This is a genomic window from Amphritea atlantica, from assembly GCA_024397875.1.
Classification (GTDB): Bacteria; Pseudomonadota; Gammaproteobacteria; order Pseudomonadales; family Balneatricaceae; genus Amphritea; species Amphritea atlantica_B.
Genome location: CP073344.1, coordinates 1,276,334 through 1,303,228, shown reverse-complemented (window position 1 = coordinate 1,303,228; position 26,895 = coordinate 1,276,334). Strand labels below are relative to the sequence as shown.

Below are 26,895 nucleotides of genomic sequence, written 5' to 3'. Positions count from 1 at the left end.
CAGTGTCTCTCGTTTCAGCCAGCTGTGCGTACCTTCAATCAAACACTGAGGAAACAATCATATGACTTCCATCCAAACCGCTACCACCCACATAGACAATGCTCGCCAGAAATCGCTTGTTGCAAATGGTTACATTAATCCAAAGGAGTTAGATCACTTAATCAATAATCACCTTGATACTATCGAGTCAGTATTTGATGACATATTAGAGCCGTCTGAGTACGACGAAGATGTGCCTACTGTGTTCTATTCAGCACTGCCGATGCTGATCCTGGAATACCGTGAGTTGTCCGGTGGGAAGTATCCAGAGGAGATTATGGAGCTTCTGAAAGAGCCAGGATATGAAGTTCTTCTTCGCTCTACAAATGCCATTTTAGAATCCAACCCTTGCTCTGTTGCGTAAGCATATCCATAGGGCCAAGTTCTGGCCCTTATTTCCATAACTGTAAGTTCACAAATTTCAGAGGCCAAAATGATCAACATTTATACTGACGGTGCATGCCGTGGGAACCAGAATACCTTCAACATGGGCGGCTGGGGATTCGTACTGACTGATAAAGCCACAGGAAAAGCGCGTCACTGTTGGGGCCATGAGGCCAACACAACAAACAACCGGATGGAGATGACTGCAGCGATAAAAGCACTTCACGCTATTCGTAATCGTAGCCGATCTGAGGTCACTGTCTATTCTGACTCCAATCTGATGGTTAAAGGTATGACCGAGTGGCTGTCCGGCTGGAAAGCTAAGGGCTGGAAGAACTCCGGTAAGAAGCCAGTAGAGAACAAAGACCTCTGGGTACAACTGGAAGAACTGAGCGCCTTACACAACGTCACTTGGCAGCATGTTAAGGGTCATAACGGCAACGCAGGCAATGAGCTGGCTGACCAATTGGCTAATCGTGGTGCTGATGGTCAGCAGGGTAAGCAGGATTTCGTAGGTGGTATGTAACTATATCGATCATCAACTGTAGTGTAGAGCTGTAAGCTTACTGTGTTGAGATAATGATCAACGTTCACATATCAGTTCTATAGTAACGGTGTCTGAAGACGACATCGATATCTATGAGCTTATCGAGTCAGGTGACGAGGATGAAGACTAGAGCTACGACCCAGAGTCTTTCAGCACGACCTAGTGCTACCGCAACACACCAAGCCTACATCACCCGTTGCAACCATCAGAAACCACTGTTTAGCCGCTTTTTTCAGCTGTACGCTGCGCTCCCTAGGAGGGGCATATCAACCTACCGCCCAGTCTTGCCCACCCCATACACGAGAGAAAAATTGAGTGTACGGAAAAGTCAGACATAGTATAAAGTCCACATACACGTTAATGAATTTACTGATCAAGGAGAGACTGTGAGTTCTTTATTACTACCCTTTGCTAAGCATATTCCGACAGGAAGAACTGTAGCACCAGAAGAAGTAGAACGCGGAAATGCATGTGAATGCGAATGTTTGTTCTGCAATGCTCTTGTGCAGGCCAGACATTGCTCCTCAAAGGCTAACCATTTTGCTCACCAGCCTAAAAAGGTTGATGATGACCATCCGTGTCCTGCCAGCTTCGAGCGTTGTATCTTCTGGATGACTAAGCGAATACTGGAAGAAGGCTCTGAGATTTCGCTACCAGAATACAAAGTAACACATTCTGATTATGTCCTTGATTGGCAGCGAGAATACACTATCACAGCTGCAAGTAGGCAGCCTTATGTATTGGTAGATTTTCCTGATATTTCAGACGCCTTAAATGACAGGATTGACATAGTGATTAGCATCAACGGACACCCGTTGCGCCTCATTATCTCGTATAGCAGCTACTTTATTAGACCCAGAGATGCCTCTATTCATATTTCACTGGATTACCTCAAAAATACCTACAAGGAGCAGAAGCAAGGTTTCTTACTGGCAATGCAAGAACTCATTATTGACTCAGTAGAAGCTAAAGAATGGTTGTTCCATTCTGGGACCAGAGAGGAGAAATGTAAGAGACACTTTAAGGCCCTAGTGAAGGTAGAGAAAGACCGCAGAAAAACTGAAGAGCAAGCAAGACAGCTTGAAGCTGACCGAGCTTATGAGTTAAGACAGCAACGACTAAAAGACAGAAATAATCCCCAGATCGTTGAGCGTACAGCCAAACGACTTGGGGAACTTCTCAACATTGCAAGACGTGCCGCCGAGAACGGTGCTGAGTCAGGCTGGCAGTGCCACTCCTGCTATGTTGTAAGTACTTCAAAGCCCAATCAATGTGTTCACTGTGGTCAATCAAAATCACAACCCTTTGACTTCACAGAAGACAATATGTCCAACCTTGAGAACAAGTTTTACTGTGGCAACTACGCGGCCAAATCTCTCGCAGCAGCTCCAGTTCTGATTCTCTGACAGCCTACCTGTCGCCCTACTCTCAAACCACTCAATAAAACCCACGTTTAGCCTACTTTTTCAGGTTAGACGTGGCGTTTCCTATGTGGGGCATAACAACCTACCGCCTCACCATTACAAACACCTTTTAGGAGAAAATAATGAGTTTACGAAAAGCCATTAACGAGATGTGCACCCAGTGCATCTATGACAAACATCAGGAAGGCGGGAAGCTACAGCAGGTGGCTAAGTGTAGCTCTCAGTCCTGCCCACTGTTTAATGTGCGACCACTGCCAAAGGGATCAAAGGAATGAGCGAGAAACGCCCAATACTTGAAGAGAGAACATTTAAGCTGACCAGACAGGCGTATAAAGAGCTGTGCCGTGCTGCTGCGTATCACCGAATGAGTCCGAGTGTTTACGTTGAGTGTCTGGCGCTGAAGTTCCCGATGCAGCAGAAGGAGACGTAGCGCCTCCCTTTCAGATGAGACTGAATTACTACATATCAGGTGAAGTAGCTTGTTATAGACCCATAGATGAGCATATTTACACCAAAGTATTGGACCTTGATTCCATCAGTTACCAAAGCAGTCATTTTCCCTTTGACGTCTTCTATTGAGTCCTGTGTCTGCTGGATCACTTCTCTGAGCTCATCATGAGATTTGTTGATTTGTGCTTTTGTTTCCTGACCAAGGATAGTGAGGTCATGTCTAAGCGAATCAACCTGCTTGAATAAAAGCTCTACCTTTTCTTCAAGAGTCTCTGGCGTGCCGTATGCGCTTATAAACGCAGCACCTCCTTTAGTTTCCATGATGGTCATTGAGGCCTGTATAACCTTGTTTTTTGAAAACATAGGGAAGTCCTTAAGCCATACGATGAACAATTGCCAAAGATTCTTGTTGTGAAAGAGTCCAATATTAGAGTCAATGGATGCGAGAACGAGGAGACCACCCATTATCTGGGAGACCAGCGCGACTCTTGGGTTCACATCTTCGGGCTGGATGTAACCCTGGCTCACCATGAAGTAGTGGAAATATGCCAATCCCATTACTATCCAGAATGGCCATCCACGCCAGAACCATTTGATAAAACGGACCATCCATTTACTCTCCTTAGCTGTTCATTATTCATCCTACATGAATTTCCGTGATTGTTGTGTTTGAGGTTTAGTGCCTCCTATTTTTTTCGAGGAGCTACACTGAGCGTAAGTGCTATTTAATATGCAAAGGCGGCAAGATGGGAAGAATAAAGGCAGAATTACGAGTCTACGCTACAGCAGATGGACAATATGCCACTATGCGATATGTGAGCCTTAGGAACTTCGACTTATACACAGGAACAAGATTCGCCCCGCCTTTTGATGACGATAAGTTCTTTCGTGCCAGCTACCATGCTACCGGTCAAAACCATCTACATATTCCAGTGTCACCTTGGCGCAGCATAGGTGAACCCGGCGACAAGCCTTCTGAGTTCTCAGAAAAAAGACACATCACAGGTGGTGGAGGTGATCTGAGAATGCTTCATTGGACCGAGACACCTCCGAAACAAAACACTGCTCGGAGGAAATCACTAATTTTAGATATCACCGAAATCCCAGTCCAACGATGTAATCCTGAGGTCTGGATTGTTGAACCGAATAGACCTGAATTGGTGCAGGAAATACACGACGAGTACAGTGGTCCGGGCTGTGAAGTGGTCGCAATGCTTCATGCAGACTGGTGTAAACCAGAAATAGTAATTGCTGTGTGGAAACTAAACGATGAAGCGCAAGCGGCTCTTGAAAGGTCCATCAGTGCGGGAGCATCTGGTAACTAAAAGGAGGCATTGCGCCTCCTATTGTTTTCGAGCTAGAACGTAATGTCTGAATAATCGATCTTGTCAGCGTTGACCTTCAGCTCTGCTATGAATGCGTCATAGTGCAGACCGTAGTTATCACCTGCTGTTCTGTCGTTCTGACTCTTCCAGCCGCCAATCAGCTCAGCGTTCTCCTTAGCAATACCATACGCCCTCGCATTGGATCGGAAGGTGTGCCGGAAGCTGTGGAAGTCTCGAATGATCATCTCATCTTGTGAAGGCTTGAGGCCTAACCGCTTGAGCATTGGATTGAAGCGTTTGCTATAGGTGAAGGAGTAAGTACCGTCAGCTGCTGCCAGTGCCACACAAGGGAACAAGCGCCCTTCTTTGATACTCTCGACATACGCTAAGAAGCCAGCATCGATAAGCACCTGAGGTACTGGAACCTTACGCTGACTGTTATCTGTCTTGGCTTTCTTATCCTTGCCAGTCTCATCGTCTGTGTCAGTGTTCACATCCAGGAACCAGACACCGTTAGCCTGCTGAACGTCAGCCTTGGTCAGCTGTAGAATCTCGTTTGAGCGCATGCCTGTAGCCAGAGAGATACGAGGACTCCAGTAATCAGATGGACGCTCAGCATCCCTAGTCTCATCAAAGATGGCCTGCAGCTCTTCAGGTCGATACGGTACACGCTTCTTGCTCTTGCCCTTCGGTACGGTGATTCCTGTAGCTCTGTTTTTATCGACCCACTCTTCCTGCTCGGCATGGCTGAACAGGGATTTGATGAAGACGAACTTCTTCTTGACCGTAGTTGGTGATAGCAAGGGAAGCTCTTCGTCAGCTGCTATCTCAACAAGCTTCTCCAGTGACTTGTTCTTCAGTCGCGGGATTATGGTGTATCGCTGTGGCAGCTGATGCAGCAGAGCAACAAAGTCTCGCAGCTGATCACGGGTGATAGTATGTGGATCAACATCAGCCCCAATGTACTCTATGAACTGCTCATAGACGCTCACAGGATCACGCAGCGTCTTCCCGCTCCAGTCTCCACGATCAGTCTTGTACTTAGTGAAGTCATCGACCATCACACTGAGCGGCTTGTAGTTCAGCTTGGTCTTCTCCGTGCCTAGCTTATGATCAGAGAGACGCTGCGCCACTTCAGGTGCTGACTTCCAATTTCCGTAGAACCTATCCTGTGCGATCTTCGAGAGTTCCATCAAACGCCAGCAGATACGTCCAGTCAGAGCTTTGTACTCATCGCTACCTTCAGTCAGGAGTACGTTGTTGTCTGATAGGACAGTATCAACGTGATATCTCACCAACCGTAGTTGAGCCTTGTACCCTTTCTCCAGTGCATCAGAGATCAAGCTGCTAGCATCTGTAATGTTGCCGCCGAAGTCTGCAAGGTAGTTCTCAAAATCACCAGCCTCCTCCATCGAATCGACAGCAGCTTGAAGCCAACGCTGGGCTAATGTTTCGATATCTTTGGTGCTGAGAGTGGTTCGATTACGCGCCTGCTGAAAGAGAGCTTGAGTGTCTGCGTAGTGTGACGCAAAGAGACGCTTTGCCTCGGTAAAGTCACGAGTGTTCAGAGAGTACTTAATGACAGACTTTCCGATCTGATCACGGATGTCTTTAGGTACACCTACTCGGTGATAGTAGATGCCGCTGTCAGGATGTTTCCAAGGAGATGCCATACAACCCATTTCCAAACTCCACGATGTACGTGAAGCAACTGATTTGAACACAGCTTTGTACCAGTGTTTTGTACCAGTTGCAATTTTGCTGGATATGGTAAGTCTTTGAAATCAAAAGAAACCCTTGAGAAACAAGAGCTTAGAGTAAGTGGTAGGACTAGGCAGATTCGAACTGCCGACCTCTACCATGTCAAGGTAGCGCTCTAACCAACTGAGCTATAGTCCTGAAGTGATGCGTATTATATTGTTTTGCTTTTGAGGTGCAAGCCTATTTTCATCGTTTTTTCATAATCTTATCGGTTTTACTCTCAAAATCTCGCAACCCCGCCATCGCTACCGGCCAACACCCGCCTTCTGAGGCAGACTTCGTTAGCAGTAAATCAGAAAAAAACACTATTTTTTATCTCTGAAATATCGGCCGAATACTGGCAAAAAATCCGTATAAATGCGCTATTCAAAGGAAAAATCTGGACAACCGGTGCTAAGTTAAAGGTATGAACTGAGTATCGTTTTCTCTCACTGAGGAGTGTTGTTTATGCTGATCGGTATACCCAAAGAGATTAAGAATAATGAATACCGGATTGGGATGACACCAGCCGGCGTACGGGAACTGGTTGCCCATGGTCATCAGGTGATGATGCAGCGCGATGGCGGAACGGCCATCGGACTGAGCAATCAGCAGTATGAAGCTGCAGGGGCAAAGCTGATCGACACTGCGGAGGAAATCTTTGCCACCGCCGAGATGATTATCAAGGTCAAAGAGCCACAACCCAACGAGTGCAAGATGCTGCGTCCGGGTCAATTGCTGTTTACCTATCTTCACCTCGCTCCGGATCCGGAACAGACCCGCTTACTGGTTGAGTCCGACTGCATCGCAATCGCCTACGAAACCGTCACCGACGCTCAGGGAGGACTGCCTTTACTGGCACCGATGAGTGAAGTGGCTGGGCGCATGGCGATTCAGGCCGGAGCCCATGCACTGGAAAAAGCGCAGGGGGGTATGGGGATTCTGCTGGGCGGTGTTCCAGGTGTCGCGCCCGCTAAAGTCACTGTAATCGGAGGGGGCGTTGTCGGTATTAATGCCGCCCGTATGGCAATGGGTTTAGGGGCTGATGTCACGATTCTGGATCGATCAATTCCCCGCCTGAAGGCGTTGGATGAACAGTATGGGCCGCGCCTGAAGACACTTTACTCCAGCGTAGAGTCCGTTGAGCATGAAGTCATCGCATCAGATCTGGTGATCGGAGCGGTGCTGATTCCGGGGGCCGCCGCCCCTAAACTCGTTACCCGAGAAATGCTGAAGAAGATGAAGAATGGCTCAGTACTGGTGGATGTCGCGATCGATCAGGGTGGCTGTTTTGAAACCTCTCACGCCACCACTCATCAGGATCCAACCTATGAGGTCGAGGGTATTATCCACTACTGTGTTGCCAATATGCCTGGTGGTGTTGCACGCACCTCAACCTTCGCGCTGACCAATGCCACCCTGCCTTTTGCTCTTGCTTTGGCCGACAAGGGGTATAAGCAGGCGCTCCTTGATGACCCTCACCTGCGTAACGGCTTGAATGTCCACAGAGGCGACATCACCTATCAGGCGGTGGCCAATAACCTGGGGTATGACTATCTGGCAGCAGAACAGGCGATACGTTAACGACAAGTGCTAACAGCGCCAGTTTGCGAAGGTATAAAAAACGCTATCAACATGACAGCGTTTTTTTCATACATCGGGCATTGCCTGAACTCTGCACAGGAACACTCTTGTCCTGCAATGCGTCAGCAGTCACGGGCTTATCTGGATAACAGCCATGCTATAAACCACTATGTTTGAGCTTTTCCAGCTGATCCCGGTATTGCGCGGCTTTTTCAAACTCAAGATTTTTAGCCGCTTCATACATCTGATCTTCCAACCGACTCATCGTCTTAGCCAACTCTGCAGAACTGAGTTTTTTAGGATCGATATGATACTCAGCAGCAGGCTCCGCTGCTTTACGACCCGACTTACTCTTACGCCCGGGAATCGCAGAAGCCCCCTCCATGATATCTGCAACTGACTTCATAATACCCTTAGGTACAATACCGTGAGTCTCATTGTGAATGATCTGCTTCTCCCGCCGGCGTTCCGTTTCATCCATCGCCCGCTGCATTGAACCGGTAATCCGGTCCGCATAAAGAATTGCCCGACCATTGATATTCCGGGCTGCCCGACCAATGGTCTGAATCATCGATGTTTCTGATCGCAGGAAGCCCTCTTTATCGGCATCAAGAATCGCTACCAGCCCGACTTCCGGCATATCAATCCCTTCCCGCAACAGGTTGATACCCACCAGCACATCAAACTCACCGATACGCAGATCGCGAATGATCTCGACCCGTTCAACGGTATCGATATCGGAGTGTAGATAACGCACCCGGACACCGTGTTCATCCAGATATTCGGTAAGATCCTCGGCCATCCGTTTAGTCAGAACGGTAACAATAACCCGCTCGCCTTTAGCAGCGACCTTATGAATCTCCCCCAGCAAGTCATCCACCTGATTGCGGGCCGGACGCACCTCAACCAGCGGATCAAGCAAGCCGGTTGGACGCACCACCTGCTCAACAACCTGGCCGGCGTTGGCCGCTTCATACTTACTCGGCGTGGCCGACACCATGATCATCTGTGGTGCCTGACGTTCCCACTCTTCGAACTTCATCGGCCGGTTATCCAGCGCAGAGGGTAACCGGAAGCCGTATTCAACCAGCGTCTCTTTACGGGAGCGGTCGCCTTTATACATCGCCCCCAGCTGAGGAATGGTGACATGAGACTCATCCATTACCAGCAATGCATCGTCAGGCAGATAGTCAAACAGTGTTGGTGGTGGCTCGCCAGGTGCGCGACCTGACAGATAACGGGAGTAGTTTTCAATGCCGGAGCAATACCCCAGCTCTTTGATCATCTCGACATCATACATAACCCGTTGTTCAAGACGCTGTAGTTCTACGAGCTTATCGTTACTGCGCAACTGTTCCAATCGGGGATGCAGCTCTTCCAGAATATTGTCGACCGCTTCCAGCAGTTTCTCCCGCGGGGTGACATAGTGGGATTTAGGATAGATGGTGGCCCGGGGAACCCGGCGTAATACTTCGCCTGTCAGCGGATCAAAATAGCTGAGGTTCTCTACTTCATCGTCGAACAGCTCAATCCGTACCGCCTCTTTTTCTGATTCAGCCGGAAACACATCGATCACATCGCCCCGCACCCGGTAGGTTCCGCGGTGGAGTTCCACATCATTACGGGTGTATTGAAGTTCAGCCAGGCGGCGCAAAATAGTTCTCTGATCCGCAGCGTCACCTCGATCCAAATGCAACATCATCCCCAGATAGGACTTCGGATCACCCAGGCCGTAGATCGCCGAAACGGTGGCGACGATGATCGCATCATCCCGCTCCAGCAGCGCTTTTGTCGCTGACAGACGCATCTGTTCAATATGCTCATTGATAGATGCATCTTTCTCGATAAAGGTATCCGATGAGGGAACATAGGCTTCAGGCTGATAATAATCGTAATACGAGACAAAATACTCGACCGCATTATTAGGGAAAAACTCGCGAAACTCGCCATATAACTGAGCAGCCAGCGTTTTGTTGTGCGCCATAATAATCGTCGGACGCTGCAACTCTGCGATCACGTTGGCAATCGTGAAGGTCTTGCCTGAACCGGTTACCCCAAGCAGTGTCTGAGCAGCCAGGCCGGCATTAATCCCTTTCACCAGACCTTCGATAGCGGCTGGCTGATCACCGGCTGGCTGAAACTTTGATTGAATCTGAAAACGTTGTTTCATAACTGCTCTATACGACACAAAAATGGAAGCGGACTATTATACCTGCAAGAAAAATTTTCTGCTGAATGATCATTCAGCAAAATAGTTGATCTCTATTTGTGAAATAGTTGTCACTTTGTTGAAATAAATACTACTTTTAACCCGATTCAGCGATGAAAAGGATTTTTACCCACCCCAGATTCCGGTATCATTTGACGGTTGAACACACCGAGGTTTAGCACCACTTTTTTTCAGAGGATATGGCTAGGACAATGCAACTCTCCGATCGCGTTAACAGCATTAAACCTTCTCCGACACTGGCAGTGACTAACCGTGCTGCCGAATTACGTGCCGCGGGTAAGAATATTATTGGTCTGGGTGCAGGTGAACCCGATTTTGACACCCCGGACCACATTAAAAACGCTGCGATTGAAGCCCTCAACAACGGCTTCACAAAATACACAGCTGTTGACGGCACGCCGGCCCTGAAAAAAGCCATTATTGCTAAATTTAAGCGGGACAATGGCTTTGACTACGAAGCCAATCAGATTCTGGTTTCATGTGGCGGTAAGCAGAGCTTCTTCAACCTGTCACTGGCACTGCTGAACCCGGGCGATGAAGTCATTATCCCGGCGCCCTACTGGGTATCTTATCCAGACATGGTGCTGATGGGTGAAGGTGTTCCTGTCATCGTGACCACCACACAGGAAGCCCGCTTTAAAATCACCCCCGCACAACTGGAAGCGGCGATCACTGACAAGACCCGACTGCTGGTTCTGAACAGCCCATCCAACCCAACCGGTGTTGCTTACACTGAAGCAGAACTGAAAGCATTGGGCCAGGTGCTGGCTAAGCACCCTGATGTACTGATCGCAACAGATGACATGTATGAACATATTCTGTTCACAGAGGCCCCCTTCATCAACATCCTCAATGCCTGTCCTGAGCTGTATGATCGTACCATCGTACTCAATGGCGTTTCTAAGGCTTACTCAATGACAGGCTGGCGGATTGGTTATGCTGCCGGTCCGGCCAAGCTGATCGGCGCCATGAAGAAGATCCAGTCTCAGAGCACCTCTAACCCGACGTCTATCTCTCAGGTTGCTGCTCAGGTGGCACTCGATGAAGATCAGGAGTGCGTCAAGGAGATGGTTAAAGCCTTCAAGCAGCGCCATGACTTCGTGGTGGAAAAACTCAATGCCATCGAAGGTGTTGACTGCATCCCTGCTGACGGAACCTTTTACGCATTTCCAAGCTTTCAGCAGGTTATCGACAGAGACGACCGGTTTGAAAACGATATCGATCTGGCTGAGTTCCTGCTGCTGGAAGCGGGTGTTGCACTGGTGCCAGGCTCGGCTTTCGGTGCACCGGGGAACATGCGCCTGTCCTTCGCAACCTCGCTTGATATTCTGGCGGATGCGATCGGACGGATTAAAACAGCGCTGGAAAACTAATCTCTAGCGCTGACAGAAAGCCGGGCGCTGCCCGGCTTTTTTATAAATGTAATACGCCCCTTTCCCCCCACAGCCATCCCGCAACACCGATCATGTTCAACTGATCAAAAAACTTTAATCTAAACAACATTGCATTTCATTCAAGCGGAACTATAATTGCTTTTTCACACTTAAGACGACCGGTCTAATTATATGAACATCCCCAAAAGAAATGAACATAACCGGGAAAAGATCCTGCAAACAGGGATGGAGCTTTTTAACCGCAAGGGTTATCACGGCACAGGCCTGAAAGAGATTCTCGATACCTGCCAGGTCCCCAAAGGTTCTTTTTATAACTACTTCGAGAGTAAAGAGCAGTTTGCAGTAGAAGTACTGGAATACAGCCATCAGCTTGAAGATGAGAAATGGGGTCAACGTACCAGCTCTATCGAAGGTAATCTGCTTGAGCAATTCTGTCTTGCGCTTAACCTGTTCATTGCAGATTACGAGCAAGACCCCGATGCAACGGGTTGTTTATTAACCAACATGATGGGCGAGATCGGTAATGCCAGCGATTCATTTCGCGAGATTATCAGCCTGTCCTGTAATCGCGTCATTAATTGTATTGAAGAACACTTTAAAGAGGGTCAGCTACAGGGCTGCTTCCGCGATGATCTTCCCGCCCGCGCTATGGCCCAGTTGTTCTGGGATAGCTGGCAGGGGGCGCTGCTAAGAACCAAAGTTGAAGCCTCAACCACCCCCCTGCGTGAAGTGGCTGACACTATATATAAACTGTATGCACCATTGGAAAATCCTGCAACTAACACTAAGGATGGAGATAAAAATGAAATTTAATCAGCTCTTACCCTCAACGCTGCTCAGCCTGATGCTGATCTGTACGCCTGCGGCTCATGCCGAGGGTCTTCCTGCTGAGGTAATCCATGTACAGAGCAAGTCGCTGACTCACATGATCGAAGCGGTAGGCGGCCTCAGTGGCAATGAATCAATCATCCTGCGCCCGGAACAGAGTGGCAGCGTTGAAAAGGTCCTTTTTACCGAGGGCGCTACCGTTAAGTCAGGCGAAACCCTGGTCGTACTTGAGTCATCGCTGTACAAAGCTCAGCTACAGGAAAGTAAAGCCCGCGTTAATCTGAGCCGTATCGCCTATAACCGGGCGGCTCGTCTGGTCAAGAAAAAGGTGGGTTCACAGCAGGATATGGACTCTTCACTGGCACAGTTGCAGGTTGATCAGGCACAACAACAGGTCGCCCAGACTCAGCTGAACAAAATGAGCATCAAGGCTCCATTCGACGGCATTATCGGCTTGCGTAAGTTCAGTCCCGGTGATTACGTCACGGTGGGGCAGGATCTGGTTGAACTGACCGATATCAACACCATGAAGGTGGACTTCCGGGTACCGGAAAATCAGCTGGCAAATATACACACCGGTCAGCAGATCAGGGTTCAGGTTGACGCCCTGCCGGGTGAAACATTCGAGGGCTCCATCTACGCCATCGCACCCAGCATCGATGCTCGCAGCCACAATATCGCTATCCGGGCAAAGATCGAAAACCGAGACAACCTGTTACGTCCCGGACTGTTTGCGCGGATTCAGATCATCACCAGCACTAACGAGAACGCAGTAATGATTCCTGAACAAGCGATTATCCCGCAGAACAACAGCTTCTTCGTCATGACGGTGAACGACGGAAAAATTGGTATGGCTCCGGTAGAGTTAGGCCTGCGCCGCGATGGAGAGGTCAATATTATTACCGGTCTGGCAGCTGGACAGGTCATCGTGACTGCCGGACAGATCAAACTTTTCCCGGGTTCGCCTGTCACCCCTGTCTTTGTTGATGGCACTGCTGAGCAAGCAGCTCAGCCTTCGGCTGAACAACCGGGAGCCTGAGCATGATCCTTTCTGAAATCAGTATCAAACGACCGGTACTGGCGACTGTTATGAGTCTGCTGATATTACTGGTGGGAGCGGTATCCTACGACCGTCTGACGGTCAGGGAATATCCGAAGATAGACGTCCCGGTGGTAACGGTTGAAACCAACTACCCCGGCGCCAGTTCATCCATTATAGAAACTCAGGTCACCCAGATTATCGAGGACTCCCTGTCCGGTATAGAGGGAGTTGATTACATCAGCTCTGTCAGCCGATCTGGCAAAAGCCAGATCACGGTAACGTTCAAACTGACCCGCGATCCTGACGATGCGGCCAGTGATGTTCGCGACCGTGTCGGCCGGGTACGTGGAGCCCTGCCCGATGACGTCGAAGAACCGATTACGGCGAAGACTGAAGCGGATGCCCAGCCAGTGTTCTGGCTGGCACTATCCTCCGATAACCACAGCATGATGGAGATCTCTCAGATTGCAGATAAGATGGTCAAAGACCCTCTGCAAACCGTTGATGGAGTGGCTAACGTCATGCTCTTTGGTGACCGTCGCTTTGCTATGCGGATCTGGCTGGACCCTGCCCGCATGGCGGCCTATCAGGTTATTCCTCAGGACATTGAAAGCGCGCTGAGCAGTCAGAATGTTGAGATTCCTGCGGGTCGTATTGAAAGTGTTCAGAGGGAGTTCAGCGTACTGGCGAAAACCGACCTGAACACTATCGAGCAGTTTGAAAATATCATTATCCGTAACGACAACAACTATCCGGTCCGAGTCCGTGACGTTGCCCGGGTGGAGATAGCACCAGAAGACGAGCGCCGTAAATCACGTTTTAAAGGCAAATCAGCTGTCGCTCTGGGGGTTGTAAAGCAATCAACGGCTAACCCGCTGGATGTATCAAGCGGTATTCAGGAACGTCTGCCCCTGATCAAAGCGGCCCTTCCGGAAGGGGTGAATGTTGAGATCGCCTACGACTCCTCGGTGTTTATCTCTGAGTCAATCAAATCTGTTTTCAAAACTATTTTTGAAGCCAGCGTATTGGTTATCGCGGTTATCTTTTTCTTCCTGAGAAACCTGCGGGCAACCCTGATTCCGGTTATAACAATCCCGCTGTCACTGATCGGCGGCTTTGCCCTGATGCTGTTGATGGGCTTCAGTATTAACACGCTTACCCTGTTGGCGATGGTATTGGCAATCGGCCTGGTGGTCGACGATGCTATCGTGATGCTGGAAAATATTTACCGTCATGTTGAGGCAGGCTTATCGCCTGTCCAGGCGGCCTTTAAAGGCAGTAAAGAGATCGGTTTTGCGGTCATAGCCACCACCCTGACACTGGTAGCGGTATTTGCCCCGGTGGCCTTTACACCCGGTCGTACCGGCAAGCTGTTCACCGAGTTTGCCCTGACCCTGGCGGGCGGCGTACTGGTATCCGGTTTTATTGCCCTGTCCCTGTCACCGATGATGTGCTCTCGCCTGCTGCATCATGAAAAGCGTCACAGTGCGATCTTCAACCTGATTGAAGGCTGGATTCTGGGTCTAACCAACGGCTATCAGGCGCTGCTGAAAAAAGTGCTGCGTTCACGACTGTTAGCGGTATTGATTATGGCTGTCAGCCTTGGCGGTGCGGGTCTGCTATACACCCAGTTACCGCAGGAACTGGCGCCGGTAGAAGACCGGGGTACGATCCTGGCGATGTCTATCTCACCTGATGGTGCATCTGTCGACTATGTCGACCGCTATGCCAGACAGGTCGAAGGAATGATTGCCAAACAGCCTGCCGGCAACCGCTACTTTACTATCGTCGGCTTCCCTACTGAAACCAACTCGATGACCTTCCTTGGCCTGAAACCCTGGGATGAGAGGACACAGAAGCAGCAGAGTATTGTTGCCGAACTGACACCGCAACTGTTTGGTGGGGTCACCGGCACCATGTCATTTGCCATGAACCCTCCCTCTCTGGGACAAAGTTTTGTTTCCAGGCCTGTGGAGTTCATCATCAAATCGAATACCGATTATGCTGAGCTGAAAACGATTTCCGACCAATTGATGGCACGCATCTTACAAAACCCGGGTTTTGTGCAACCGGATATTGACCTGAAGCTGAATAAACCGGAACTGTCACTGAATGTAAATCGGGATAAGGCATCCGAAATGGGGCTGGATATCAATCTCATCGGACGCAGTATCGAAACCTATATGGCAAGCCGTAATGTGACCCGCTTTAAGAAAGAAGGTGAGCAGTACGACGTTATCCTACAGGTTGAGCCCAGTCAGCGACGTGATCCAAGTGACCTGAGCAACCTCTATCTGCGCACTGCCGATAACAACATGGTGCAATTGAGCTCAGTCGTGGATATTCAGGAAAGTGTCGCGCCCAAGGAGCTAAACCACTTTGATAAGATGAAGTCGGTTAAGTTTCAGGCCATTCTGGCCCCCGGTTACAGCCTGAAGCAGGCGCTGGATTTTCTCGAGCAACAGATGGCTGAGATCAGTCCGGAAACACTGTACGATTTCGGCGGACAGTCACGGGAGTTCAAAGAGTCCGGAAGTGGCCTGATGGTCACCGCCGTGCTGGCACTGATCTTCACGTTTCTGGTTCTGGCGGCACAGTTTGAGAGTTTCCGTAACCCGATGATCATTATGCTATCAGTACCGCCGGCACTGTTCGGCGGCCTCTTTGCCCTGTATTTTTCCGGCGGCAGCCTGAGTATTTACAGTCAGATAGGCCTGATAACCCTGATCGGTCTGATCACCAAGCATGGTATTCTGATCGTAGAGTTTGCCAACCAGTTACAGGATCAGGGACGTGAGCTACAGGATGCTATTATTGAATCAGCGACCATGCGATTACGCCCGATTCTGATGACGACCGGCGCAATGGTGCTGGGTACCGTGCCACTGGCCATCGCCTTTGGTGCCGGTGCAGAAAGTCGGCAACAGATAGGCTGGGTAATTGTGGGTGGTCTGACCTTTGGTACCCTGTTAACCTTATTCATAGTACCAACGGTTTACAGCTATCTGGGACGGCGTCTGTTCAAAAAAGTCGAGCCGGAATATCAACTTATGGAACAAGGATCAGAGCAGTGAAAGTAACTCAACGTACATTACATCGTACTCTGCTGGCGACAGCCATCGGCTGCGCCCTGATTACTCCGTCGGTTAACGCAGGTGCACTGACCGCTATTTATCAGCAAGCCCTTGATCAGGATCCGCAACTCAAGGCCGCTGAGGCCGGTGCGAAAGCGGGAGCAGAAGCCCTGCCGCAAAGCCGGGCAGGCTTACTGCCCAGTATCTCGTTAACCGGGAACACCACCTGGATCGAGGCGGAAAACGCTGACTACAACAACCACGGCTATACCGTAAGCCTGAGTCAGCCACTGTTCTCAGCCTCCTCCTGGTTTACCTACCAACAGGGAATAGCGCAATCTGAAGCAGCCAGCCTGCAGTTTGACCAGGCACAGCAAAGTCTTATTCTGCGGGTCGTTAACAGTTACCTGAGTGTACTGCGGGCACAGACAGCGCTGGAAACAGCGCAGGCTCAGGAGCGGGCGATCAAACGCCGCCTGGATCAGGTGAACGCGCAGTTTGAAGTCGGTCTGATTGCTATTACCGATGTTCATGAGGCTCAGGCGACCTATGACAATGCCAAGGTTGCCAGAATTCTGGCGGAAGGTGATCTGGACAACAGCTTCCAGGCACTAGAGCGACTCACAGGGCAACCTGTAGGCGCCGTCGATCCGCTGGCTAAAGAGTACCCGGTTGAAAATATCAGCCCGACAGAACCACAGGCATGGATTAAAAAAGCTCAGGCTGGCAACCTGTCACTGAAAGTCGCTCAGGCGAACACAGAATCTGCCCGGCGCCAGTCTCAGGCGGCGTCCAGTGGACACCTGCCCACACTCTCGCTGACCGCCAGTTACGACCGGGATAAGGGAAAATCAACCGGAAACAATGACTGGGAAGAAACCAATCAGATAGGCCTGACTCTGTCAGTGCCAATCTTTTCCGGTGGTGCGACCAGCTCTATCAGTCGTCAGGCCGAGTATGGCTTTGCGCAGGCGCGTTACACTCAGGACGATACTCTGCGAGGTGTGATTCAGGAGACCCGCAACCTGCTGCGTAACCTGCAGACCAACGTACTGAGCGTATCAGCCCGGAAGCAGAGCATTCTCTCCAGCGAGACCGCCCTGAAAGCAACCGAAGAGGGCTTTAACGTAGGCACCCGAAATGTTGTTGACGTGTTGCAGGCAGAACAGCAACTCTATTCAGCACAACGGGATTATGCCAATGCCCGGTTCGATTACATCCAGAACCTGTTCAGCTTTAAACAGCAGGTCGGCACTCTCAGTCCGGATGACATTATCGGTCTGGATCAGTGGATGCAAGCCAGATAGAACGCCGAGAGAGTGCCGGGCCAACACGGCACCCGCTTCAGACTCTTTCGTTCACAACAATAAAAAAGGCTGATGCCAGACAACATCAGCCTTTTTTCTTATGTCACTGAACGGTATCGATGAATACTCCGCTCGTCAGTCGTTAACCACGATCTCACTTAAGCCATTTTTTTCTGCTGACTGATAAAGCTTATTGGTTTTTTTCATCGTCAGAAGGAAATCATCAACCTCGTTTAACCAGTCCATCTCACCTTTTGGTACCGCATAAGCATAAAAGGTTTTCGCCAATGGCGTTTGCGGCGCAAACAGCACTGCCCACTGCGTCAGCGCCGTCATCCGTTTACCGTAGGGATAATCGGTCATAAACACATCCGCCCTGCCACTCAGCACTTCCTGCTCACGGGCCTTAAAACTATCGACAACCGCCACGTCGGCGTGCATAAAGGTCTGTTTCACCACCGGCTCCATATAGGTGCCTTTCTGGACAACAGCCACCACTCCTTCCCTGTCAATATCATCCCATCGGGTGACCGCATCATTGTCCTTAGTGCCTACAGCATAAATCCCACTCGCCAGATAGGGCCTGGAAAACTCCATGAAGGGCTTACGGCTATCCCTGACACCGATACCATGCATAGCAATATCACAGGCATTGTTTTCCAGATTACTGACCAACTTAGAAAAGGAGCTTTCGACAAACTGCAGTTTGACCCCCATAGACCGGGCCAGTTCATGGGCCATATCGATATCGATCCCTTCCAGTTGATGAGTTCGGGGGTTGCGATAGCTGATGGCAAAGTAATCCGGCCAGATACAAACCCTGATCTGCCCTGCCGTGATAATTTTTTCAGATCGCTCACTCGCCGCAGCACTGTTAATTGAAAGAAGTAGAAGAGATAATACTCCGCAGAATATAGTTTTAAGGCTGTGGGTCATCGTTTTTAAGTCCGGTTTACCTGTCAAAAGTCAATTAACTTTCATGCACTAATTTATTTCAAGCCTTAATTTAAGATATGATCATCTTTATTCCGCTTCTTTGATGCGAGTTATAATTTATGCGAAATAGTAATCAAAAGAAGCCTCCCTCTTTCGCCAGATGGGTCTACGGTGGGGTGTTAGCGACCACCCTTCTGTTCGTTACGGTTCTCTGGTTCAGCTTTATGCAGAGTATTGAAGAACGCTCTGAACGATCCGCTCTCTATGCACGCATGATTGAGGGCATGGTCACCCGCACTCTGGAAGGCCTCGAAGTCAGTCTGGTGTCTCTGTCCGACGATCTGATCGATGGAGATCTGAGACCGGGTCACACTCAAAGAATCCGTGATAAAGCGCTCAAAATCCTTAAGTTTGCCCCCCAGCTGAGACAGATTGTCGTCGTCAAAGGTGATAAAACCCTTGCCGACACCCATACCGACTCACCGTATAATATCAACCTTAACATTTTAGGCCTGGATCGATCGGTCCGCAGTTCATACTCCTTAGGACTGATTGTAGGCAACTCCCTTAAAGGTCGTTTTCTGCCCCCTGAAGGCACCTTCCCGGATGAAGCCAGCTTGCGGGAGCTGATACCCATCGCCATTGAAACACGCTCTCCTCAGGGGGAAAGGTTACTCATTATTGCGACCTTTAACCCGAGCTACCTTACCCGCTATATTGGCGACCTTGAGCTGGAAAAGAGCGACAGCGTTTACCTGACTGATGTCGATGGCAACGTTTTGCTGCAGCAGGGACTATTCGGGCCTAACCGACAGTATGTTATCCCACACCTGAAGGCCATTTTGTCAGAAGGGGCTGACGAGCACAGGATCAATAACTCTTTCGGGGCCATTCCTCTCAACACGACTGCGATCCGGTTACTCACCAAGTACCCACTAACCGTGGCTATCGTCGTTGATCATAAGGACTCGTTTTCGCTTTGGCTGCAACAGAAACACAGCCTGTTGCTGATACTGCTGGTGGCAGTTCTTATCCTGATTGGCGGCGCCCTGTTCGTCGTTCGCAACGGCCGCAGAGCCATTGAGATGAAAGCGGAGGTTGCCCTGCTCTCCGAAGTAGTGGAACACAGCCCGACGGTTATCGTGATTACCAACCCCGATGGCGTTATCGAATACGTCAACGAGTGCTTTGAGACGGTCACCGGTTATCACAAGCACGAAGTGATCGGACGGACTCCCCGGGTACTTAAGTCAGGTGAGACCTCTGATATCGAATACATAAATATGTGGAAAACCCTGACAGCGGGACAAACCTGGCAGGGCGAGTTCCATAATAAACATAAAGACGGCAGCTTATACTGGGAAAGATCATCCATCGGCCCGCTAATCAATGAGGCGGGTGAGATCACCCATTACATTGCCCTGAAGCAACCGATAACGGCAGAAAAAAAGGCTCAGGAAAAACTTCGACTGGCGTCTGCAGTATTCAGTGTTGCTGCGGAAGCTATTATGGTGACCGATGCACAAAACCGTATTCAAATGGTTAATGAATCCTTTGAACAGATAACCGGGTATAGCGAAGCTGAAGTACTGGGCAAAACACCTGCGATCTTAAAATCCGGTCACCATACGCCCGACTTTTATCAGGCTATCTACCTCAAACTGGAAGAAAGTCGTACCTGGGAAGGAGAAGTCTGGAATCAGCGAAAAAACGGCGAGGTGTATCCTCAATGGCTGACTATCTCATCCCGCTTTAACCCTGCTGGAGAGCTCGAAGGGTATGTCGCCCTGTTCAGTGATATCACCCAGCGTAAACATGATGAAGCGATCATCATCCATCAGGCAAATTACGACACGCTGACCGGCCTGTGTAACCGCCATCTGTTTGAAGACCGGTTAAAACAGGCGCTCGCGCTGTCTGATCGCAGCCAGACTAAAACCGCCCTGCTGTTTATCGACCTCGATCGCTTTAAGTACGTCAACGATACCTTTGGTCACTTTGCTGGCGACCAGCTGCTCAAGGAAGTTGCTGAGCGGATAACATCCTGCATTCGCAAAAGCGATACCGTTGCCCGTCTCGGGGGTGACGAGTTCGCGGTGGTCATACCCGAACTGGCCCGGGTTTCCGCCATAGAGGGTATCGCCCAGAAAATTCTGCAGAGCCTTGTGAAGCCTTATCGGCTGGGAAAAAATGAAGCCTATATTTCCTGCAGTATCGGTATCGCCATCTATCCCGATAATGGCTCAGACTCAGAGCGACTGCTACTCAATGCGGATAACGCTATGTACAAAGCGAAGCAGAGAGGCCGGAACACCCGGGAATATTTTAACCAACAACTGAATGAAGACTCGAAACGTCGTAGCCTACTCGAACAGGATCTCTACAAAGCGCTTGAAAGAGATCAGTTTTATCTTTTATACCAGCCGATATGGTCAGTCGATGGCTCCCGCATTGAGTCCGTCGAAGCACTGATTCGCTGGCAGCACCCCACACGCGGCATGGTTTCACCCAATGACTTTATCCCTATCGCAGAAGAGTCCGTTCTGATTCACTCAATCGGCAAATGGGTCATTCAGGAGGCTTGCCGGTTTGCCAGACAACTTTCGGACAGCTATGCAAATGCGCCGAAAGTCAGTATGAATATTTCAAGCTCTCAGTTTCGCAGGGGAAATGTAGCGGCACAGCTGACGGATGAACTCACAGCCCTGAAACTGAAGGGATCCGCCCTGGTAGTTGAAATTACGGAGAGTATTTTGTTACTCGATGAGCAGAAGATCTTTCAGCAGCTGGAATCGATCGTTTCCATGGGGACTGATATCGCAGTCGATGACTTTGGCACCGGTTATTCATCACTCAGCTATCTGAAAAAATACCCGGTTCAGCGGCTGAAAATTGATAAGTCATTTATTGATGACCTGGAATCCAACCAGGATACACAGTCGCTGGTTTCCGGGATGATCTCTCTGGCAGACTCCCTGTCTTTGAAAACCGTCGTTGAAGGAGTGGAAACTCAGGGCCAGCTGGATCTGTTGAAACAGTTCGGCTCGCCGATGATACAGGGTTACCTTTTAGCCAGACCGATGACGGGGGATATGCTATTAACCCTGTTGAAAAACCGAACCACCACTGCAGTCGAAAAATGAAGTGACAGGCCCTCGCCTGACCGCCTGCTTAATCGCTCAGGGTTAAAGAACGGATTAAACACGAGGTTATCCCAGCAGAGAGGTGAAACAGTATTATCTTAATTTAGCGACTACTTTCTTTTTTCAAGGTTATCGCGGATAACATCGAGTCGTTCTTTCAGCTCCTCATCACTCTGCATCTGATCAAGCTCAACCGAGCGTGACGCGGTGTGCGGCTCTGCACGATCAAGCGCCGCTGTCAGATCCTTAACACTGTCCCTGATCGCCTCATAGGATTTCAGGTCCACAGTTTCCAGCGTATCCAGCGCTTCAACTGCCTGCATCATTAACGCCGGAAGCGTTTCCAGAATTGTGCTTTCAATCGATTCTTCTTCTAATACCGACTGCAGCCGGGCCCTGTCAGCCAGCCAGTTTTCAAGTTGCTGTCTCTCATCCGCGCTCAGTGCCGCGGCAACGTGAGGGGCCACCCGGTCAACCTGAGCGTTGAACGAGATAACGACCTGTTTCTGCTCTCTGCCGGTATCGGGATCATTAAATACCCGGACACAGTTAATGGTTTCGCCAACCGTAATAAATTCCATCACGACCTCTCGAATTGCTGCTTTTTTATAAGCGACTATTTATCCGCGCTTTTATCTGCGTGCTTTTATCTGCGTGCTTAATCGACACCAAAGCCGCCACAACGACCTCAGCTTTGCCTGACTTTATCTTAGTACTAGCTTAGCACTACCCGCTCAGGGCTGCCTCCGGGCCTGAAGGAAAGCCGAATCAGATCAGCAGCTTGGCTAATCCCAGGAAAGAAAAAAAGCCGATGGCATCGGTAAACGTCGTCAGAACCACGCTACCAGCAACCGCAGGATCAATAGACATGCGCTGCAACAGTAGCGGAATGAAGATGCCGCCGATCACACCGGTCACCAGTACAATCAGCAACGCCACGCCAAAAACGATACCGAGCATGGGATCACCAAACCAGTACAACGCGATTGCAGCCACAGCAAGCGCCCAGACGATACCATTGAGAAACACCACAGAGGCTTCATGGGCGATCAACTGGGCGATATTGCTTCGGCCGATCTGATTCAGTGCCAGGCCGCGGGTAACAATAGTGAGGGTCTGTGATCCCGCTACGCCCCCCATACTGGCGACCACCGGCATCAATACAGCCAGCGCAATCAACTGCTCGATCACCGCTTCAAATAATCCGATCACCCAGGCCGCCACAAACGCGGTGATCAGGTTGATGCCCAGCCAGTAACCCCGCTTGTACGCGCTGGTTAATACCGGTGAAAACATATCGGCATTACTTTCCAGGCCCGCCGAGCGTAACATTTTATCGTCGGCCTGCTCCTGAATCACATCGACCACATCATCAATGGTTATACGGCCCAATAAGCGATAGTTATGGTCAACAACCGGTGCGGACAACAGATCACAGTCGAGAAAGATACGTGCTACCCGCTCCTGGCTGGCATCCACCAGTATCGCCTGGAAGCTTTCCCCCAGAATATCGGCCACCAGCGTGTCGGGGGGCAAAGATACAACTTCGCTGAGCGGCAGAACCCCCAGCAACTTATTGGTTCGGTCCACCACCATTAAACTATCCAGCTGCTCGGGCATTTCGCCCTCTTTCTTCCGCAGCAAGCGCAGATAGCGCAGCACCGAACGTACCGACACATCGGCCCTGACAGCCGTTGCATCAGTGTCCATCAGGCCACCGGCGGTGTTGTCCGGATAATGCTTAACGCTGTTATAGCGACGCTTGCGCAGCTCATCCATCGCGGCAATCATCGCATTGATAACTGTGCCGGGAAGATCCTCATCAATATCAGCCAGCTCATCCGGCTGCAGCAGAAACAGACTCTCTAACAGAGCGTCTTCCGGGGTAATGTCGATGAGGAACTGACGCACTTTACCATGGATACTTTTAAGGACGCCGGCACGTTTCTGCACATCCAGACAGGCCCATATAACGGAGCGATTTTCCGGGGTGGAGGCCTCAATCAGCCGGGCAGTCTCGCTGCTGCTGACTTCAGCAAGCAGATTATCCAGCGTAACGTCATCTTGTCGCTCTATCGCTTCATGGATCTGATCAATACGCAGATTAAGCTGAGACATACACCCTACTCCCGATTCATAAACTCCTTGATCGACCCGGTGCGCTGACAAGCCTGTAAGACATACTCATCTAACCGGAACGGCCCGCTGAATACTGTACCCTGCCGCCTGCTTAAAAGATTCCTGTTTTTCTTATCTGTCACATTTTAGCCGTCTTCCAGCTTCAGTCCAGACCGACGGGGGCAGTGAAATATCAGTTGAGAGGCTGCACTGGATAGGCCGCCAGACAGATCGCCCTCCCATGATCATGCACTTCCACCAACGCCTTATGGAGACTTTTAACGGCGTGATCATAATCGGCTTCTTCAATCACAAACTGCATATCCACCTGCCGCATCGACTGATGAATCGCCAGCACACTGATATTGCCTTCAGCTATAGCGGACACTGCTTTTGCCAGAATCCCCGGCACCTCCATATCACTGCCAATGGCAGAAGCGATCGCCACCTTTTTCTGATCCAGTTCCGCTTCGGGAAACCGTTCAGCCAGTGCGGTACGGATACGTTTGACCGTTTTCAGGTTGGTGGCAAGGTAATGTGTGATGGTGTTGGCATTCATATCCTTGGACACAATACGTGCGCGGAAGCGCTTAATCAGTGCCAGGATCTCCCGGTCATAATCTTCGATGCTGCCGGCCATATCCTGATCAAACAGCTCCAGAGCATAGACCCCTTTGCAGCCGGCTATAATCTCGACCCGCGGGGTATCGCTGACATAGTCGCCGGTAATCAGGGTGCCAGTGTGTTCAGGCTCAAAGGTGTTTTTGACCCGCAACGGCACATCATGCTGGCGCAAACCTTTTGCCGCTTTCGGGTGGATCGCTTCCATACCCAGATTGGCTAACTGGTCAGCCACATCATAGTTGGTCCGTCCGATCGGCACCGCATTCTCCTCACCAACCAGACGTGGATCAGCACTGCTGAGGTGAAACTCTTTATGAATAACCGCTTCCCGGGCTTTGGTCAGCACTGCCAGGCGGCTGAACGTCATCTCACTGTAACCCCGGTCGAAAGAGGACATCAGGCCATCTTCACTGTGGGCATAGCCGGTCACTACCGGTAACTGGGCATTCAGATCAATACTCTGGAAGGCCGAACGAATACGGTCATCGAGAGACATGTGCCGGTCAGTATCCCAGCCGGTCAGATCAATATAACAGGCATTAACCCCATCGCGCTTTAGCAGCTCAACCATATTCCAGGCACTGTGGGCTTCACCAATACTGGCTAACATCTCACGTACTGTTGCCAGGTGAGCATCCAGTGCAAAATGACCGTGCATACACAGGCTGTGCAGATCCGTCAGACATTTCTGGGCATCCTGAAGACGCTCATCAATAAAATTATTCGCCCGGATCAGCAGCTCACCTTTACCGAACAGCTGCAGATTCAGATCATACATTTCACATTTAAGCTGCTCCAGAGCCTGCAACCAGCTTTTGTCTTCAATGCTACTGGCAAACAGGCCAAAAACACCCGGCTGACCACTCTTCTTATGCTCCAGCAACTTATCTGTTATTCCGCCATAAGCTGAAACAACAAACACCCGCTGGTAAAGTGTGTCTGGATTAGAGGGTTTAAAAATAATGTTATCCCGGACCGACACATAATCAGACATCGATGTGCCGCCGATCTTTTCTATGGTATGCATAACTCTCAATTTTTTCAGATTATAAGATTGTTGCGGATATAACTGCTGCTTAAAAAAGGAACCGCACAAGGCGGTTCACAGTTCAGTCGGCAACCGGAAGCGCCATAATATTTTCCCGGCTACAGATATATTCCGGACGGGGAGGCTGATCACAAAAAGGTGCAACAACCCGGTTGCTCAGTGCGTTATAGACAAAGAACACATTGGAACGCGGCTCCGGTGTGATATTCCCGTTCGAACCATGCATCACATTACAATCAAAGACGATCACGCTCCCGGGTTTGCACTTAGCGCTGACAATACCACCGGAATCAACCATCTGTTTTAACTGATCATCAGAAGGTACACCATATTCCTGTTTTTTCAGCGAGGCTTGAAAGTGATTTTCAGGGGTCTCTCCGGCGCAGGCCGCGTATTGTTGATGCGATCCGGGGACCAGCATCAACGGACCGTTATAATCAAAGTTCTCCGTCAATGTAATCGACATACTCAGTGCCCGCATCCGGGGCATTCCATCCTCGGTATGCCAGGTCTCAAAGTCAGAGTGCCAGTAAAATTCCTTCCCCCGGAAGCCTGGTTTATAGTTCAGGCGCGACTGATGGATATACACATTATCATTGAGAATATACCGTGCCAGCTCTGCCAGACGTGGATCCGCAGCGAGCTTCCTGAACAGCGGGCTGTTTTCATGCACCCGAAAGATGGAGCGCACTTCACCGCTTTCTGGCTCAGTAATGGTTTCGCCCGACTGTTTTACTGCAGCATCGTTACGTAACCGTTCCAGCTCCTGCTGAAACATCTTTACTTCAACGGCGGAAAAAAGATCCTCCAGCACCATAAAGCCCTGCTCAGCATAATCGTTTATCTGCTGTTCAGAGACCGGCGCGACGCTTCCCCGGGGGGCATAAACCGTTGGGTCCTGCCGTGCTGAAAACTGATGAACACCCTGTCGCGAAGGATATAAGTCTTCGCTCTCTTGCTCACCCGTCATAAACATTCCTCCCACATTCATAATCAGACCGTCACAGTTTCTGCATTTAACTCATAAGCCCCTTCCGCGTTATGCACCTCTTTGCCATTCAGCGGTGGATTAAAGACACACGCCATCTGCATCTCTTCAAATGCGCGTAAGATATGCTTATCGTTTTTATCAAGAATATACAGAGTGCCGGGCTTAATCGGATATTTCTTACCATCATTCACCGTTTCAACCTCGCCTTCACCCGATATGCAGTACACCGACTCCAGGTGGTTCTGGTAATGCATACCAAAATCAGCGTATTTATAGATAGTGGTAATGTGAAAAGAGAATCCCATATTGTCATCTTTCAGCAGCATCCGGGTGCTTTCCCAGTTACCGTCGGGAGATACAATCCGACGATTACTCTGCTCGGCTGTTGCTAAATCACGTACAATCATTTTGTTTCCTTAAATATTCAGTTTTTATTTTCAGGCTTCAGGGTGATGACCATATCCTCACTACCGGAGACTGTGACAACCTCATCTGCCGGAATCAGGATGCTTTGCGCCGACTTCAAGCGGTATGGCCGTGAACGGGACATCACCCGAATCAGCCCTGATCCACTGAGGCAACGAAGCCTGTAATGACACCCCAGAGGCCTGTCAGGGAGCAGTAGCCGCTCCCCTCTCCAGATATGAATCAGGTCTTCCTCTGCCAC

General features: G+C 50.0%; 23 protein-coding genes and 1 tRNA gene. 13 read left to right on the top strand and 11 right to left on the bottom strand.

The genetic code is table 11. The features are described 5' to 3' along the window. The first annotated feature begins 61 nt into the window (after positions 1–61). The 5 genes from KDX31_05775 to KDX31_05755 all read left to right on the top strand — a co-directional run bounded on the left by KDX31_05775 (position 62) and on the right by KDX31_05755 (position 2,824). Positions 62–403, top strand: coding sequence for a hypothetical protein (locus KDX31_05775; GenBank protein ID UTW04514.1), 342 nt, complete (start codon positions 62–64; stop codon positions 401–403). 69 nt (positions 404–472) lie between these two features. After that, entirely contained in the window at positions 473–949 is a 477-nt protein-coding gene (gene rnhA / locus KDX31_05770; GenBank protein ID UTW04513.1) for a ribonuclease HI, read from the top strand. 407 nt (positions 950–1,356) lie between these two features. Beyond that, a complete protein-coding gene (locus KDX31_05765) occupies positions 1,357–2,376 on the top strand; it encodes a hypothetical protein (protein ID UTW04512.1) in 1,020 nt (339 codons plus the stop codon). A 140-nt stretch (positions 2,377–2,516) separates the two neighbouring features. Beyond that, a complete protein-coding gene (locus KDX31_05760; GenBank protein UTW04511.1) occupies positions 2,517–2,669 on the top strand; it encodes a hypothetical protein in 153 nt (50 codons plus the stop codon). Further along, the gene (locus tag KDX31_05755; GenBank protein UTW04510.1) at positions 2,666–2,824 is read left to right on the top strand and encodes a hypothetical protein; all 159 of its coding nucleotides are present in this window, start codon (positions 2,666–2,668) and stop codon (positions 2,822–2,824) included. Before KDX31_05760 ends, KDX31_05755 begins: the two co-directional genes overlap by 4 nt. Positions 2,825–2,859: 35 nt before the next feature. Here KDX31_05755 and KDX31_05750 read toward each other — a convergent pair whose 3' ends face one another. Next, complete coding sequence (locus tag KDX31_05750; protein ID UTW04509.1) at positions 2,860–3,453, bottom strand: hypothetical protein; 594 nt, start codon at positions 3,451–3,453, stop codon at positions 2,860–2,862. Between the two features lie 137 nt (positions 3,454–3,590). Here KDX31_05750 and KDX31_05745 point away from each other — a divergent pair, with 137 nt between their 5' ends. Further along, on the top strand, positions 3,591–4,169 hold the full coding sequence (locus tag KDX31_05745) for a hypothetical protein (protein ID UTW04508.1): 579 nt from the start codon (positions 3,591–3,593) through the stop codon (positions 4,167–4,169). A 32-nt stretch (positions 4,170–4,201) separates the two neighbouring features. On the opposite strand, the gene KDX31_05740 is transcribed toward KDX31_05745, so the two are convergent. Both KDX31_05740 and KDX31_05735 read right to left on the bottom strand, forming a co-directional pair. Beyond that, a complete protein-coding gene (locus KDX31_05740) occupies positions 4,202–5,842 on the bottom strand; it encodes a tyrosine-type recombinase/integrase (GenBank protein ID UTW04507.1) in 1,641 nt (546 codons plus the stop codon). 149 nt (positions 5,843–5,991) lie between these two features. Further along, positions 5,992–6,068: transfer RNA gene (locus KDX31_05735), tRNA-Val, on the bottom strand. 309 nt (positions 6,069–6,377) lie between these two features. Between KDX31_05735 and ald the strand changes: the two genes are divergently transcribed. Then, entirely contained in the window at positions 6,378–7,493 is a 1,116-nt protein-coding gene (gene ald, locus KDX31_05730; protein UTW04506.1) for an alanine dehydrogenase, read from the top strand. A 157-nt stretch (positions 7,494–7,650) separates the two neighbouring features. Here the strand turns inward: ald and uvrB are convergent, their stop codons facing one another. Then, positions 7,651–9,663: an excinuclease ABC subunit UvrB gene (uvrB, locus tag KDX31_05725; GenBank protein ID UTW04505.1), complete on the bottom strand. Its 2,013-nt coding sequence runs from the start codon at positions 9,661–9,663 to the stop codon at positions 7,651–7,653. A 251-nt stretch (positions 9,664–9,914) separates the two neighbouring features. Between uvrB and KDX31_05720 the strand changes: the two genes are divergently transcribed. The 5 genes from KDX31_05720 to KDX31_05700 all read left to right on the top strand — a co-directional run bounded on the left by KDX31_05720 (position 9,915) and on the right by KDX31_05700 (position 17,368). Then, positions 9,915–11,096 carry a pyridoxal phosphate-dependent aminotransferase gene (locus KDX31_05720; GenBank protein UTW04504.1) on the top strand — a complete coding sequence of 394 codons (1,182 nt, stop codon included), beginning with the start codon at positions 9,915–9,917 and terminating at the stop codon, positions 11,094–11,096. Between the two features lie 192 nt (positions 11,097–11,288). Beyond that, positions 11,289–11,930 carry a TetR/AcrR family transcriptional regulator gene (locus KDX31_05715; protein ID UTW04503.1) on the top strand — a complete coding sequence of 214 codons (642 nt, stop codon included), beginning with the start codon at positions 11,289–11,291 and terminating at the stop codon, positions 11,928–11,930. Next, a complete protein-coding gene (locus tag KDX31_05710) occupies positions 11,908–12,984 on the top strand; it encodes an efflux RND transporter periplasmic adaptor subunit (GenBank protein ID UTW04502.1) in 1,077 nt (358 codons plus the stop codon). Before KDX31_05715 ends, KDX31_05710 begins: the two co-directional genes overlap by 23 nt. 2 nt (positions 12,985–12,986) lie before the next feature. After that, complete coding sequence (locus tag KDX31_05705) at positions 12,987–16,061, top strand: efflux RND transporter permease subunit (protein ID UTW04501.1); 3,075 nt, start codon at positions 12,987–12,989, stop codon at positions 16,059–16,061. Continuing rightward, positions 16,058–17,368 carry a TolC family outer membrane protein gene (locus tag KDX31_05700; GenBank protein ID UTW04500.1) on the top strand — a complete coding sequence of 437 codons (1,311 nt, stop codon included), beginning with the start codon at positions 16,058–16,060 and terminating at the stop codon, positions 17,366–17,368. Before KDX31_05705 ends, KDX31_05700 begins: the two co-directional genes overlap by 4 nt. Before the next feature lie 135 nt (positions 17,369–17,503). Here the strand turns inward: KDX31_05700 and KDX31_05695 are convergent, their stop codons facing one another. Next, positions 17,504–18,304: an amino acid ABC transporter substrate-binding protein gene (locus KDX31_05695; GenBank protein UTW04499.1), complete on the bottom strand. Its 801-nt coding sequence runs from the start codon at positions 18,302–18,304 to the stop codon at positions 17,504–17,506. 119 nt (positions 18,305–18,423) lie between these two features. On the opposite strand from KDX31_05695, the gene KDX31_05690 reads away from it, so the two are divergent. Then, positions 18,424–21,447, top strand: a complete 3,024-nt coding sequence (locus tag KDX31_05690; protein ID UTW04498.1) for an EAL domain-containing protein — start codon at positions 18,424–18,426, stop codon at positions 21,445–21,447. A 110-nt stretch (positions 21,448–21,557) separates the two neighbouring features. Here KDX31_05690 and KDX31_05685 read toward each other — a convergent pair whose 3' ends face one another. The 6 genes from KDX31_05685 to KDX31_05660 all read right to left on the bottom strand — a co-directional run bounded on the left by KDX31_05685 (position 21,558) and on the right by KDX31_05660 (position 26,895). Continuing rightward, positions 21,558–22,028 carry a hypothetical protein gene (locus tag KDX31_05685; GenBank protein UTW04497.1) on the bottom strand — a complete coding sequence of 157 codons (471 nt, stop codon included), beginning with the start codon at positions 22,026–22,028 and terminating at the stop codon, positions 21,558–21,560. Positions 22,029–22,215: 187 nt separating this feature from the next. Then, a complete protein-coding gene (gene mgtE / locus KDX31_05680; GenBank protein ID UTW04496.1) occupies positions 22,216–23,565 on the bottom strand; it encodes a magnesium transporter in 1,350 nt (449 codons plus the stop codon). Positions 23,566–23,758: 193 nt separating this feature from the next. Further along, positions 23,759–25,216 (bottom strand): aspartate kinase, encoded by a 1,458-nt coding sequence (locus tag KDX31_05675; protein UTW04495.1) that lies wholly within the window; start codon positions 25,214–25,216, stop codon positions 23,759–23,761. A gap of 82 nt (positions 25,217–25,298) precedes the next feature. Beyond that, the gene (gene thpD, locus KDX31_05670) at positions 25,299–26,207 is read right to left on the bottom strand and encodes an ectoine hydroxylase (protein UTW04494.1); all 909 of its coding nucleotides are present in this window, start codon (positions 26,205–26,207) and stop codon (positions 25,299–25,301) included. A gap of 23 nt (positions 26,208–26,230) precedes the next feature. After that, complete coding sequence (locus tag KDX31_05665) at positions 26,231–26,635, bottom strand: ectoine synthase (GenBank protein UTW04493.1); 405 nt, start codon at positions 26,633–26,635, stop codon at positions 26,231–26,233. Positions 26,636–26,652: 17 nt separating this feature from the next. Next, a complete protein-coding gene (locus KDX31_05660; protein UTW04492.1) occupies positions 26,653–26,895 on the bottom strand; it encodes a hypothetical protein in 243 nt (80 codons plus the stop codon).